At 52.5% G+C, this 14,959-nt stretch carries 8 protein-coding genes and 1 tRNA gene; 6 read left to right on the forward strand and 3 right to left on the reverse strand.

The window, feature by feature from the left end; translation table 11 throughout:
* Positions 1 to 6 precede the first annotated feature (6 nt).
* Positions 7 to 3,714, forward strand: a complete 3,708-nt coding sequence (gene metH / locus Q1A54_RS15620) for a methionine synthase (RefSeq protein ID WP_299990092.1) — start codon at positions 7 to 9, stop codon at positions 3,712 to 3,714.
* Positions 3,715 to 3,763: 49 nt separating this feature from the next.
* Positions 3,764 to 4,720, forward strand: coding sequence for a methylenetetrahydrofolate reductase [NAD(P)H] (gene metF / locus Q1A54_RS15625; RefSeq protein WP_299990094.1), 957 nt, complete (start codon positions 3,764 to 3,766; stop codon positions 4,718 to 4,720).
* A 181-nt stretch (positions 4,721 to 4,901) separates the two neighbouring features.
* Here metF and Q1A54_RS15630 read toward each other — a convergent pair whose 3' ends face one another.
* From Q1A54_RS15630 to hemW, 3 genes are all read right to left on the reverse strand, one after another.
* Positions 4,902 to 5,672, reverse strand: a complete 771-nt coding sequence (locus tag Q1A54_RS15630; RefSeq protein ID WP_299990096.1) for a cyclase family protein — start codon at positions 5,670 to 5,672, stop codon at positions 4,902 to 4,904.
* 13 nt (positions 5,673 to 5,685) lie between these two features.
* Positions 5,686 to 6,096 (reverse strand): hypothetical protein, encoded by a 411-nt coding sequence (locus Q1A54_RS15635; RefSeq protein WP_299990098.1) that lies wholly within the window; start codon positions 6,094 to 6,096, stop codon positions 5,686 to 5,688.
* Positions 6,097 to 6,166: 70 nt separating this feature from the next.
* Positions 6,167 to 7,294: a radical SAM family heme chaperone HemW gene (gene hemW / locus Q1A54_RS15640; protein WP_299990100.1), complete on the reverse strand. Its 1,128-nt coding sequence runs from the start codon at positions 7,292 to 7,294 to the stop codon at positions 6,167 to 6,169.
* A gap of 178 nt (positions 7,295 to 7,472) precedes the next feature.
* Here hemW and Q1A54_RS15645 point away from each other — a divergent pair, with 178 nt between their 5' ends.
* The 4 genes from Q1A54_RS15645 (at position 7,473) to Q1A54_RS15660 (ending at position 14,784) form a co-directional block, all read left to right on the forward strand.
* The gene (locus Q1A54_RS15645) at positions 7,473 to 9,275 is read left to right on the forward strand and encodes a POTRA domain-containing protein (protein WP_299990102.1); all 1,803 of its coding nucleotides are present in this window, start codon (positions 7,473 to 7,475) and stop codon (positions 9,273 to 9,275) included.
* An 83-nt stretch (positions 9,276 to 9,358) separates the two neighbouring features.
* Positions 9,359 to 9,435 (forward strand) — tRNA-Met (locus Q1A54_RS15650).
* 637 nt (positions 9,436 to 10,072) lie between these two features.
* A complete protein-coding gene (locus Q1A54_RS15655) occupies positions 10,073 to 13,819 on the forward strand; it encodes a gliding motility-associated C-terminal domain-containing protein (protein ID WP_299990103.1) in 3,747 nt (1,248 codons plus the stop codon).
* A gap of 5 nt (positions 13,820 to 13,824) precedes the next feature.
* On the forward strand, positions 13,825 to 14,784 hold the full coding sequence (locus Q1A54_RS15660; RefSeq protein ID WP_196116828.1) for a type IX secretion system membrane protein PorP/SprF: 960 nt from the start codon (positions 13,825 to 13,827) through the stop codon (positions 14,782 to 14,784).
* Positions 14,785 to 14,959: the final 175 nt, after the last annotated feature.

Here is a 14,959-nt window from a genome sequence, read left to right on the forward strand (position 1 = left end):
CCAAACATGACCACACCACATCATCCGATCCATACTTTGCTGCAGGAGCGCGTTCTCGTGCTCGATGGCGCCATGGGCACCATGATCCAGCGCTACCAGCTCTCCGAAGCCGATTTTCGTGGCGAGCGCTTCAAGGATCATCCGTCCGACCTGAAAGGCAACAACGATCTGCTCTCCATTACCCGGCCCGATATTATCAAGGCTATCCACACCGAGTACCTCGAAGCCGGCGCCGACATCATCGAAACCAATACCTTTAGCGGTACCAGCATTGCGATGGCGGATTATAAGCTGGAGCACATAGTTTATGAACTCAACTACGAGTCTGCAAGGATCGCACGTGAGGCAGCGGACGAAGCCGAGGCCAACGATCCGGCGCACAAACGCTTCGTAGCAGGTGCCATCGGCCCGACGAACCGCACAGCTTCCCTCTCCCCCGATGTAAACAACCCGGGCTTTCGAGCCATTACTTTCGACCAGTTGGTGGAGGCTTATTACGAACAGGTGCGCGGCCTGGTAGACGGCGGCTCAGACTTATTGCTGGTAGAAACGGTATTTGATACCCTCAACTGTAAAGCAGCCCTCTTTGCCATACAGCAGCACGTGAACGATGGTGGCAAAGAGCTTCCGATCATGGTGTCCGGTACGATCACTGATGCCAGCGGACGTACTTTGTCCGGGCAAACGGTAGAAGCTTTCTGGAACTCGATCTCACATGCGCCTATCCTGAGCGTGGGCTTTAACTGTGCGCTGGGCGCCCGACAACTGAAGACGCACATTCAGGAGCTGTCGCGCATATCCAACTGTTATATCAGCGCTTACCCGAATGCCGGTCTGCCAAACGCCTTTGGCGGCTACGACGAAACAGCCCAGCAGATGGGTGCCATTGTGGAAGAGTATCTGAACGAAGGTTTAGTGAACGTACTGGGTGGTTGTTGTGGCACGACGCCAGTACACACCAAAGTTATCGCAGACCTTGTGCGCAGGTATAAACCGCACGTTCCCACTCCCGTAGCTCCCCTCCCTCGCTACAGCGGCCTCGAGCCCCTCACCATCACCCAAGATACCCTTTTTGTGAATGTCGGTGAACGCACTAACGTCACCGGCTCTAAGAAATTCTCCCGCCTGATCGTCGATGGCAAGTTTGAAGAAGCGCTCTCCGTTGCCCGGCAGCAGGTAGAAGGCGGCGCTCAGATCATCGACGTAAATATGGACGAGGGCATGCTCGACTCAGAGCAGGCCATGACGGACTTCCTTCACCTGATTGCCTCCGAACCCGACATAGCCAAACTGCCTATCATGATCGACTCTTCCAAGTGGAGCGTGATTGAGGCTGGTTTAAAATGTGTGCAGGGCAAATCGATTGTAAACTCGATCTCTCTGAAAGAAGGCGAAGAGGCTTTCAAGAAGCTTGCCCGCAAAGTACGCCAGTATGGTGCGGCTGTAGTTGTGATGGCTTTTGACGAACAGGGGCAGGCAGATACCTTGCCTCGGCGCATTGAGATCTGTGAGCGCTCCTATCGCATTCTGGTTGACGAAGTGGGCTTCCCGCCGCAGGACATCATTTTTGACCCGAACATACTCGCTATCGCCACAGGTATAGAAGAGCATAATAACTATGCCGTCGATTATATCGAAGCGGTGAAATGGATAAAAGCCAATCTGCCGCATGCACAGGTAAGTGGCGGGGTGAGTAACCTCTCCTTCTCCTTCCGTGGCAACGATCTGGTGCGTGAGGCCATGCATACGATATTCCTATACCACGCTGTGCAGGCAGGTATGGACATGGGCATTGTGAACGCTGGTATGCTGGGCATTTACGAAGAAGTGCCGCTTGAACTCCGCAACCTGATCGAAGATGTGATTTTCAACCGACACCCAGACGCCACTGAGAAGCTCGTGAACTATGCTGAGACCATCAAGGGCAAGGGCAAAACAGCTACTGCCGCTGACAATGCCTGGCGTGAGGCTCCGGTAGAAGAACGACTGAAGCATGCGCTGGTAAAAGGCATCGTCGACTATATAGAAGAAGACACCGAAGAGGCACGACAGAAAGCCACTAAAACCCTGGACGTAATTGAAGGTCCGCTGATGGCAGGTATGCAGGTAGTGGGCGACCTGTTCGGAGCTGGTAAGATGTTCCTGCCGCAGGTAGTGAAGAGCGCCCGCGTGATGAAAAAGTCAGTGGCTTACTTGTTGCCGTTCATGGAAGCCGAAAAAGCCGGCTCTTCTGCCTCCGCACAGGGCAAAATCCTGATGGCCACGGTGAAGGGCGACGTGCACGACATCGGCAAAAACATTGTAGGCGTAGTATTGGCCTGCAACAACTACGAGGTGATAGACCTCGGCGTAATGGTGCAACTGGATAAGATCCTGGCAGAGGCCGAAGCACAGCAAGTGGACGTACTGGGCCTGAGCGGACTGATTACGCCGTCGCTGGACGAGATGGTCTACGTGGCGCAGGAGATGGAGCGACGGGGCATGAAAATTCCGCTACTGATCGGAGGCGCGACAACTTCCCGGGTGCACACCGCCGTGAAGATCGCTCCTCAGTACAGCGGACCGGTCGTGCACGTGCACGACGCGTCCCGCAGCGTAACGGTAGTGAGTAACCTCTTGGGCGGCAACCGCGAGAGTTACATTTCCGAGATCAGGTCCGAGTACGAGAAGCTGCGCGAAGACCACCTGAACCGCACCAAAGACCGCGCTTTCGCCACCATAGAAGAAGCCCGTTCAAACAAGTATCAGGTAGACTGGACGGCAACAGAAGTAACCAAGCCAAGCTTCACGGGCAACAAGGTATACACCAACTACCCTTTAGAAGAGATCATCCCGTACATCGACTGGACGCCGTTCTTCCATACCTGGGAGCTCAAGCGACAGTACCCGAAAATTCTGAACGATCCGGAATTGGGTGCGGAAGCCACCAAGCTGTTTGCTGATGCACAAGCCATGCTGCAGGAGATTGTGGACAAGCAATTGCTTGAAGCCCGTGCTGTAGTTGGTTTCTACCCGGCCAACGTGGCGGCCGACGATACGATCGAGGTATACACCGATGATTCACGTGAAAACGTGCTCACCGAGTTCCATACCTTGCGCCAACAGGGCAAGAAAGGAGCCAACGTGCCTAACCTTGCTTTCTCCGATTTCCTGGCACCGAAAGAAACAGGTATAGCAGACTACATTGGCGGTTTTGTGGTGTCGGCGGGCTTTGGCATCGAGAAGCTGTTGGAGCAATATGAGGCGGAGCATGACGATTATAAGTCTATCATGGTCAAGGCGCTGGCTGACCGCCTGGCTGAGGCTTTTGCTGAGCACATGCACGAGCAGATACGTAAAGAGCTGTGGGGCTACTCACCGGAAGAGCAATTGGATAACGAGGGCCTGATCAAGGAGCAATACAAAGGTATACGCCCGGCCCCGGGCTACCCCGGCTGTCCGGATCATACCGAAAAGATCACGCTGTTCAACTTACTCAAGGCAGAAGAAACGGGTGTAATCCTGACGGAGAACCTAGCCATGCATCCGGCATCGTCCGTGAGCGGACTTTACTTCTCCCATCCGGACTCCCGCTACTTTGGTCTTGGCAAGATAGGCGAAGACCAAGTGGCTGACATTGCCCAGCGCAAAGGGATGGCCAAAGAGGAGTTGGAGCGCTGGCTCTCGCCAAACCTGAATTACGAGCCGAAACCAGTAGCACAGCAGGCGGTGTAGAACCCCACCAACAATTTAACAATACAGCAATTTAACAATTTACTATACCTTGAAAGTAACCGAGCACTTCCAGAACGCCAATGGCAAGACGCTGTTCACCTTTGAAATCTTGCCGCCACTCAAGGGCGAGAACATGAAAACGCTGTTCAGCCACATCGATCCGCTAATGGAGTTTAAGCCACCCTTTATCGACGTAACCTACCACCGCGAAGAGTACGTGTACAAGCAGCGGGAAAATGGGCTGTTAGAGAAGCGCAGCACGCGCAAGCGACCAGGTACGGTAGGGATTTGTGCGGCCATCCAGAACCACTATAAGGTAGACACGGTGCCGCACCTGATCTGCGGCGGCTTCAGCAGAGAGGAGACAGAAAATGCCCTGATCGACCTGCACTTCTTAGGTATAGACAATGTGCTGGTATTGCGTGGCGACTGCGTGAAGAGCGAGCAGCGCTTTGTGCCGGAGCCGGATGGACACACCTATGCAACAGAGCTGATTGGGCAGGTCGTCAATATGAACAAGGGCTGTTACCTGGATGAGGAGCAGGCATACCACAATGGTACTGATTTCTGCATCGGTGTGGCGGGCTATCCGGAAAAGCACTTCGAGGCACCTAATATAACATCAGATTTGCGATGGCTTAAAAAGAAAGTGGAGCTGGGTGCAGAGTACATTGTGACGCAAATGTTCTTCGATAACCAGAAGTACTTCGACTTTGTGAAGCGCTGCCGTGAAGAAGGTATAAACGTGCCGATCATTCCAGGTCTGAAGCCAATGACCACCAAGACGCAGCTGACACTTTTGCCGAGCCTGTTTCACATCGAGATTCCCTGCGAACTAGCAGATGCCATCGAGGCCTGTCCGGACAACAAGGCCGCTGTACAGGTAGGTGTAGAGTGGGCGATACAGCAATCGAAAGAGCTGATGGAATTTGGCGTGCCTTGTCTGCACTACTACTCCATGGGTAAATCGGAGTCGGTGCGGAAAGTCGCTGAAGCCTTATTTTAAAGAAACCTCAACTAAACTAAACCTAACCTTAAGGCTGGCGCTTTTGGCGCCAGCTTTTCTTTTTTATAGGTATACCTATACCTATTGCACGACCTCACAGTGTCTCCCAGACCTGGGAGCGTCTAGCTGGCTATGAAACAAGTTTCAGGCGCTCGCGAGAGCTGACGCAAAATGTGAGTTCTTATAAAGTCGGGTAGACAGGTGACAGCTTGTACAGCACTGGCTTGCTGGGGCTGGCGTCGAGTTGCAGGCTAGCAATTTGGAGATTGAGCAGGTATAGCCCATCGTCTACCTGATCCGGTACATAGATCAGCTCTGTAATGGTGGCGCCACAACGGGTGTTTTTGGGATACTGCCAGAAAGCATGGTGGCAGAGCAGTTTGCCTTCGTCCAGTTCACGGTCCACGGAGGGCAGGTCGAGGAGCAGGTGCTGTATACCTTTCTCAGCCAGGTACTGCCCGATGGTGTGCTCCAGGTAGGGTGGATTGGTACCGGAGTAATGGCGGGTGAGCTTCTCGTCGGAGTTAGGCAGGGTGCGGATGATGAGCGCTTCGCATTTTATACCTTGCAGCTTCTCCCTCACATCCTCCAGCATTACCACTTCGTCGCCGTTTTCCTGCTTTTGCGGTTGCACCGTAATTAATTGCGCCACAAACAGGAAACGCTTCAGGCAATTATGAATAGTGGCGTTTTCATCGGCGGAAATGTGGCCATAGCATTCAGTGTGAGTGCCGTTGCCGTGTGGTGTTACATGTATGCGCTTGTAATTGGTGCTACCCCCTTCTGCTACACTTCCCACAAAATCTCCCACCCGGATCACATCAAAAGCCACCGGCTCAGCCCAAAAGCATTCTGGTTGTAGCTGACCGTCGTGCAGGGGCATCGAAATGTCGAGCGGCTGTATTGGGTCGAAGGTATAGGGCTGGTCGCGGTAAGTGATGGAGGCTTCCATGGAACTGAGGCTTTTAATCCCGAAGCCACCGCAAGGCAGCTTCGTCGCTGGTAAAGTTTTTGATTTCGAAATTCACGCAGCCCAAGGCTTCAGCCCTTGTAACAACAGCTTCAAATGAAAGTCTGTTAAACACATTTTCGGGCAGCACACGGGCCAGTTTTTTCAGGCCCAGGTCCGAAAGCGACTTGTAATAAGTTGTAGACAGCCACTCTTTGGTGTAGGGCAGTAGCTTGCCGATGGCCATGGCATTCAGGAGCAGCTTGTCAATGTTGGACTCCCGCAGCAGCTGGCTTATCCTTTCTGCTGTCTCAAGCATCTCGCTGTGCTCCACAGGGCGTAGCCAGGTATTGGCCAGAATACCGTGCTGGCGGTCTGTTGCAATCCGGCTGATGTCATTCAAGTAAAGTGTTTCCAGTAGCTGCATGGTGGTGTGGCGCGGAGCTATATCCGCCTTCTACCAAATCTACGAATAAATCTGAAATAAACTGCGAAAGCTATTCCACCATCAGGTCCAGGGTGATCTGGTCGGCAAGCAGCTTGCCCTGATCAGTTAGGTATAGCACATCCGCTTCGATCCAGGCCAGGCCTTTATTGCGAAGCTGCTGCAGGTATAGCTGGTGTTGTGACTGCAGGTCATAGCCATACCTGTCGCGCATCACTTTCAGGTCACAACCCCAGATGGTGCGGAGTGTGGTAAGCAGGAAGTCGTTGGCCTGGTCGGCGAGTGTGAGTTCTTCTACCTCGGCAGGTATAGTGCCTTCGCTGATGGCAGCGGTATACTTGCGGTTGTTGGCCACATTGTACTGCCGGCTATGCCCGTTGAAGGAATGCGCACTCGGGCCCACCCCCAGGTAGTGTACCCCACGCCAGTAATTGCTGTTGTGCCGCGACTCGTGGCCGGGCTTGCTGAAGTTGGACACCTCGTACTGCACAAAGCCGTGCACTTTCATCTGCTCCAACAGAATCTCAAACTGCTGTGCCGTAAACTCGTCCTCTGAAGGTTTGAAGGTTCCCTTCTTGCTCCAGCGCCCCAAGGCTGTGTCGGGCTCGATGGTAAGGGCATAGCAGGAAACATGCTGCACATTGAGCGAGAAGAGCGTTTTCAGGTCCTCGAGCCAGATGCTATGATCTGGAGCAGGTATACCGTAGATCAGGTCCACGGTGATGTTGTCGAAGCCAGCGGCCTGGGCGTCTTTCACGCACTGCAGACTCTCCGTCGCATTGTGGGCGCGGTTCATCATGCGCAGGTGCGACTCGTGAAAGGACTGCAGACCAATGCTCAGGCGGTTTATACCTGCCGCTTTCAGCTCCCGCAGCTTCTCTGGCGAAAGGTCATCCGGATTGGCCTCCAGCGTGATTTCTGCCTCCTCCGAAACTATAAACAAGTCTTTGATGGTTTGCAGTAGAAGTTGCAGCTCTTGCTGGGTGAGCAACGAGGGCGTGCCGCCACCGAAGTAGATCGTGCCGACCTCCTGCCCCTGCAGGTACTCACGGCGCAGCTCCAGTTCCCGGGCAATGGCTTGTATGGTGACCTCCTTGTGCCCCATGGAGGTGCTGAAGTGGAAATCACAGTAGTGGCAGGCCTGCTTGCAGAAAGGTATATGGAGGTAGATGCCGGACAATTTTTTAATTGTTAAATTGTTGATGGTTAAATTGTTGTTCAGCCTGTGCTATATGTGAAAATAGCATGTGGTAATCCGTTCAGGCGGCCTTACCTTTGCAGGCAAACTGTTGAGCAGATGCTTCTTGTTAATAGAGAAACAATTTAGCCCTTAAACAATTCAACCATTTAGCGTGCAAATGTACAAAATCGCTGTCTTAGTCTGGTGCTTATTCCTATGGCTGCCCTTGCTGGCGCAGGCGCAGGACAAGCCGCCTGTGCCACAGCAGCAGGTGCAGCCGCCAATGCCTAAGTTGGTAAACCAGACAAAAGCAACGCTGAAGGTACACACGGCAGGTTCAGAACGGCCCGTACTGCGACAGTACAACTACCGCACCCAGCATGCCGATACCGTAGAGGCCCGCAAAGAAGTCACGGCACTGGTGCACCGGCTGCATCAGGATGCCTACCTGCTGGCCTCGGCTGACAGCTCGTACAAGCACGGCGATACGCTCCACGTGAAACTGCACATCGGCAGTCGCTTCGACTGGGCTGAGCTCCGCAACGGCAACCTGAGCGAAGGTATACTGATTGAGTCTGGCTTTCGGGAGAAGTTTTACCGCAATACACCCTTCAAACCAGCCGAATACGCCCGTTTGCAGCAGCGCATCCTCGATTACGCCGAGCGCAATGGTTACCCCTTCGCCTCTGTCTGGCTCGATTCCATTCAGATAGCAGACAACAAAATAAAGGCGGCCTTGATGGTCGAAAAGGCTTTTATCGTTACTTACGACTCCCTGCAAGTGATGGGAGGCAGCAAGACACAGCCAAAGTTTCTGATGCGCTACCTGCAGCTATACCCTGGGCAGCCCTATAACCAGGATCAGGTAGAGGCTTCGCAGCGCATGCTCACTACTCTGCCTTATCTGAAAGTAGTGCGTCCCCCGCAGGTGCAGTTCTACCGGGACAAGGCACGGGTGGTATACTTTCTCGAAGATCGACAGACAAATCAGATCGATGGCGTGGTCGGTTTTCTGCCTGACCCGAGTCGCTCCGGCAACAAATTGCTTATTACGGGGGAGGCCAACATGAACATCCGCAACATCAAAGGCAGCGGCAAGCAACTCGGCCTGCAGTGGCGTCGGGTGAATAAGGGTTCTGTTATCCTGAACGGCGAGTATCTTCACCCTAACCTTTTCGGAACTCCCTTTGAGCTAGGTACCCGCTTCGGATTGCTCAAGCAGGATTCCAGCTTTATCACTATACAGCCGCGGGTTCAGCTTGCCTATAACACCATGCGGTATGGCCGCTTCAGTGTGTTCACGGAGTGGCGTAATTCCCGCATCCTCTCCACGGCCAGCCCGCAAAGCCTGCGGGCGCTCGACTTAGCAGACGCCCGCACCAATACCTATGGTCTGAACTACCTTTGGAACAACCTCGACGACTTCTATTTCCCCCGCAAAGGACGTTTGGTGGAGTTGCAACTGGCGGCAGGACGCAAGAAGCTGCTGCGCAACCCAAGTTTAGAGAAGGAGTTTTACGATACGCTGGAGGTGAACACGACCCAGCTTAGCCTGGGCGTGCGTCTGGAGAATTTCTTCAGGGTTGGCAAAAACAGCGCCTTATTGGCAAGAGTGCGAGGCGAGGCACTGCTCAATGATCAGATCTTCCTGAATGACATGTACCGCATAGGCGGGCTGGCGTCCTTGCGGGGCTTTGACGAGTATTTCTTCTTTGCCTCCACCTACGGCATCGGCACGCTGGAGTACCGCCTGTTCACAGCAGAAGATTCCTACGTACTGCTCTTTTATGATCAAGGCTACTACCGCAGCGACCTGGAGCAATCCAAAGCTGAAGGCCTGCCGCTTGGTGTTGGTGGAGGTATAAGTTTCAGTACCGGCGCCGGAATTTTTCAATTAGTGTATTCTGTCGGAAAATCGGAACAGCAGCCTATGTCGCTGAGAGCCTCGAAGATACACTTCGGGATCACGAGTAAATTCTAAAGAGGCGCAATTTTTTTGAGGTTTTTAGTAACCTATACTTGCATTGTAAGTATGTTTATACTACTTTTGTAACACAATAACAGTGCGGGATGGAGCAGTTGGTAGCTCGTTGGGCTCATAACCCAAAGGTCACAGGTTCGAGTCCTGTTCCCGCTACCCAAGAAAGAAGCCTGATTCAGAAATGAGTCAGGCTTCTTTGTTTTTGGGCTGTACTGATCGGCCTGGCAGCTCAGTTGCTATGGGGAGCGAGTCACCTACCGTTCTATCAATAAAAAATGGATCCTCTTTATCCAGCTGTTGCCAAGCTGCCATGTCTCTAGGTGATGCATTATGCTGTTACTGTCCATTAGCAGTACTGCATTTGCGCATACGTAAGCACTGCAGACCTTGAGCTATACCTGCAAACAGACTGCCCCATCTACTAAGTGTGGACGCTGACTGGATTCTACCTCCCTTCATCGCTTCTTCAATTTAGTCCAAAGCGGTTCAACACACAATTCCCCAATAAATATTGTTGTTACTATATTTAAACAGAATTATACCTGTTGCCGTAGAAAAGGGTCTTCTGCTGGGAGCAATTGTAAGAGTAAAGCCCAAACAATATTGCGCTTCGATTGTAAGCCAATTTTAAAAGAGAATTTATCGTTCACGGATTAAGGTATATATGCTGTTTTTTAATTGTTTTACTTATATTTAAGCAATATTTGCTTTAAAATCATGCTCTGATAAATCATAACTAAAGGTTATATCGTTATAGTTTAGGCACGGCCCAAATTCACCCTTATAAAGCTTTCCTGATGCGTTCCATATTTCTTAAGGCCTTTAACCTGTGTTCCCTGGTGCTGGTGCTCTTCCTGAGTCAGGAAGTCAGTGCGAGTTTAGTTGACGATTGTGTTGTAGGCATTACAACCACTGGTAGTACAACCGTTTGCCAGGGTGAGAGTGTACGTTTAGAAAGCACCAACAATTTTGATGCAACAAGCTGGGAATGGTACAGGGTGGTGAATGGCGTGGAAACAGCGCTAGGTATAAATGCCCCCGTTCTGGAAGCAACCATAGCAGGCGATTATTATGTGGTGGCGACTGGCGGAGACTGTACAGCACGTTACCTGGGTGTTATTCCTGTTACAATAACACCCACGCCCAATCGACCTACTTTTCGCATTGAGCCCACAACACCTATTTGCGCCGATGGAGTAACGCCTGTGGCATTTATTATTGAAACACCAGAAAACGACGTAAACTATACCTGGACCTTTGAGGACGGCTCTACTCAGACAGGGACTAGAGTGGAGAAAACTTTCAGTGAGCAGGGAGATGGCCTGGCCTCAACAAATGTGTCTGTTAGAGGAACAAGAGGAGGATGCCAAAGTGAACTAGTAACAAGAAGCGTATCTGTTCAGCGAATTCCTCGCATCCCTTTCACGGTAAGCTGGGAAAAAGAAGGCGGGGAAACTGGCGCAGGTAACAACTACTGCCTTGCAGAAGACGAGGAAGTTGAAGACATTAACATTAAACCTGTCCTGACTATACCTGCCGACCAACCACACAGCAACGTGCAGCAGTATTTTGTGGATTGGGGCGATGGAAACGGAGAGCAGCCAGTAAGCAGCTTCCCAGAAACAGGCCCAGTATACGCAGAAATTGGCGACTACGACATTAAGGTGAGAGCAGTGGGGGCCAACGGCTGTACCAATACTTTTGAAACCGTATTCTCAGTGGGCGACGAGCCCGAAGCCGTAATTACCGAAGAAGGTACGCAAACCGACCCTGATGGACCTGCACCAGAGCCAGGCGGTAAGCAAAGAAGACCCGTGCCTGAAGAAGGTGACAAAGGCTGCGAGCCGATTATTGTGCCTTTTAAAAGCGAATCTACGGGCGGCGGCCTTACCTATACCTGGGAGATAACTCCGCAGCAGCCGCAAGGTCTCGGCCCCGACAGCTGGGAGGTATACTCTGGTGGACTGGAAGAAGAGTCTCTTGAGATAAAATTCAACTTAACAGGTATATACCTGGTAAAGCTCACTGTTGATAATGAGTGCGGCGAGCCAAGCGAAACAGAGCAAACAGTAGTAATCGGCTATCCGCTGCTGTCGCTAAACCCAGAGAAAGCAATTTGTGGTCCTGGGCAGCAGGTTAGCTATAGTTCTGGGGGCACTGGAGGTGGTGAGGGTGTCGAGTCTGTGTCAATCGATCCAAATTTCGGTACAATCTCCCTAATCCGTTGGACGGTAACATTTGGTGGAACAGAGGTGGCAACCGGAAATAATGAAAGCTTCTCGTATACTTTCGGTCAGATTGGTACTTACACTGTGCGCATATACGCAGAGAACGAATGCGGTAACTCTGATTTTCAGGGACCAATTACCCAAACCGTAACGGTATACCCACCCCTCGATTCTGAACCAACTGTAACAACTCCTCCGGTATCTTGCCCGGGCGGCACTGTCAGCTTCAGAGCAACCGGACCAGCGGCTGGCGTGCGCTACCGTTTATTCGACGCTCAAATAGATGGAAACCTGGTTGCCGAAGCTGACGAGAGCGGCCGCTTCGAAATTCCGGCTCCGCCATCCAACCGCGATTACTTTGTAGAGGCCTACAATGAAGTTTGCGAAAGTCCCCGTGCCCGCGTGACCGTAACGGTTGTACCTGAGATTGTCAACATCATCGAAACAGTTGAAGGGGTATGCGCAGGCGACCGTCCGGCTGAAATTACTGGCAACGATCCATCCGAGCAAGGTGGTACGGGCTATCTCTATACGTGGGAATTTAGTACCACAGGCCCGACTGGCTCTTTTGCCACAGCGCCGAGCGGCAGCGACAACCCTAGCAACGGCCAGAACTACAGACCAAACGCCCTGAGCGAAACTACCTGGTTCCGCCGTGTAGTGCGCTTGAACAACTGCGATCCGAGCATTAGCAATGTAGTAGAAGTGCAGGCCGTACCTCGTATTACGGGGAATGCCACGGTGCAGGGCAACCAGGATGTGTGCGCGGGCGCTATACCTACCCAGCTTACGGGGGCTACGCCAGAAGGCGGAAACGGCAACCTGACAATTGAGTGGCAGTTTAGCACCACGGGGGCCACAGCCACAGATTATGCAGCAACAAGCGGCAACAACAGTGGCGCTAATTATGTTTTCACCCAGCCCATAAGCACCACAACCTGGTTTAGACGCTCCGTAACATCGGGCGGCTGTACGGTTGTGTCAGAACCGGTAGTGGTAACAGTTGTGCCCGAAATTGAGCGCAACGACCTAACCGCCACTCAGCAGGAAGTATGCACGGGCACAACTCCAGGCGCTATTACAGGAAGCGCCCCCACAGGTGGCACCGGTACCTATACCTACGAATGGCAAGTAAGTGTCACAGGCAGTGATGGCCCCTATACCTTAGTGACGAATGCCACGGGCAGAGACTATACACCAGGCGCCTTAACCCAGACGAGCTGGTTCAAGCGCATCGTGCGCTCTGGCAACTGTCCCGAAGATGAAAGCAATGTAGTAGAAATAAGGGTGATAACGGTAACTGCGCAGGATAACAGCATACAGGCCGCACAGCCGCAGGTATGTACCGGTTCGGTTCCCGGCCAACTGACGGGTACGCCGATCAGCGGAGTCACCTTCCGTTGGGAAAGCAGCATCAGTGGGCCAACGGCAGGCTTCAATCCGGCCCCGGGCACGAATTCAGAACAGAACTATACACCGCCTGCTCTCACCCGCGATACCTGGTTCCGCAGAGTCGCCATAGTTGGCTCTTGTGAGAATGCTTCGGAGGTGGTGCAGCTGCAAGTGCAGGCCATACCAAGTGCCCCTATCCTGACGGTACAGGATGCTCGTGCCTGTGTTGGAGGCTCCGCCACGCTCACGGTCGCTAATGCCAACGGCAACTCCATTGAGTGGTTTGATACCCCGACTGGCGGCTCTCCGCTTTTTGTCGGCACTACTTTCGTTACACCAGAGCTCAACGGCAATACTACCTTCTATGTGCAGGCCAGAAACAATAACAATTGTACCAACGCCACCCGCACAACAGTAAACGTGACTGTGGTAGAGCCTGTGGCTGATGCCGGCCCGGATGTTGAGATCATTCAGGGACGTCCTGCAGAGCTGCGTGCTTCAGGCGGAGTATCTTACCAATGGGAGCCCGCTGCCAGCCTCAGCAATGCCAATGTATCCAACCCGGTGGCCAGACCCGATGTGACCACCACTTATACGGTGACCATTACGACTGAAGAAGGCTGTACGGCAACTGATGAAGTGACCGTAACGGTTATACCTGCGATCACAGCGCCTAACGCTTTCTCGCCAAACGGTGACCGGGTGAATGATGTGTGGGAGATTGAGAACATTCAGAACTATCCGGATGCGCGCGTCGAGATCTTCAACCGCTGGGGTAACCAGATTTTCAATTCAACTGGCTATGCTACACCTTGGGACGGTACCTATAATGGCGAGTCCCTGCCAGTGGCGACTTATTACTACATCATTTATCTCAACAGCTCCGAAAAACCAATTTCAGGGCATGTGACTATTATTAGATAATGACTATGAAAAAGCTGTCTCTCCTGTTGGTTGTATTGGTAGGTGTTGTTACGCAGGCTTTCGCACAGCAGCGTCCGCAGTATAGCCAGTACATGGTCAATAACTTTCTGCTCAACCCAGCCCTGTCAGGTATAGAAGATTACGCCGACATACGCATAAGCAACCGGCAGCAGTGGGTGGGGTTAGACGGAGCGCCTGTTACCTACTACGCCTCCGCCCACATGCCGCTGAATAAAGGTGCGGCCAGTACCAAGTATGCCAAGGCGCTTGCCCACCACGGGGCAGGTATTATTCTTCATACCGATAAAACAGGCCCCTTGCGCAGAACAGGGCTATCAGGCACTTATGCTTACCACTTACCTGTTACGCGCACCATCAATGTGTCAGCAGGCGTGGCAGCGGGCCTGGTGCGCAACACCATCAACAGTTCAGAACTGGAGTTTACTAACCCGGCGGAACCGCTTATAGGTGGAGGTCGTGTGAACCAAAATGTGCTGGACCTGTCGCTGGGGCTGTGGGTGTATTCCCGTAACTTCTCGGTTGGCCTTGCAGGTGCGCAGTTGCTTGAGAATGCCGGCACTTTCCGTTCTGCTGAAGATAACAATGTATCACTTGACCTGCAGCGTCATTACTTCCTGACGGGTAGCTACCGCTTTGCTCCTGGAGGTCGCATTGACCTGATTCCGTCTGTGATGTTCAAACTGGCTTCGCCTAGTCCGCTCTCAGTGGACGTAAACCTGCGTGCGCTTTATGATGAGCGCTTCTGGGTAGGTGCTTCCTACCGCCACAACGATGCCATAGTAGGTATGGTGGGCGTATACGTTAGCCCGCTGATTGACATCTCCTATTCATACGACGCCACTACATCAGGCCTCAACCGGGTAAGCGCCGGAACCCACGAGGTAGTAGTAGGTTTTAAGCTGTTCAATGACCGCCGCATTATCTGCCCGCAATGGGTATGGTAGCGCGAGAGCACTTTTTGATTTAGTGCAATTCAGAAAGAATCTGTGCGGGGATACTTTTTTTATATCGCTGATACAGAGTGTGCCCGATTGTGCCTACTTTTGCACCCGAGTCCAAAAATACTATTGTACAATAGCTTGTGAGATGTGATCAGACAGTTTGTGATTAGGAGCTGGG

Origin of the sequence: uncultured Pontibacter sp. (assembly GCF_947502515.1) — a bacterium.
GTDB lineage: Bacteria > Bacteroidota > Bacteroidia > Cytophagales > Hymenobacteraceae > Pontibacter.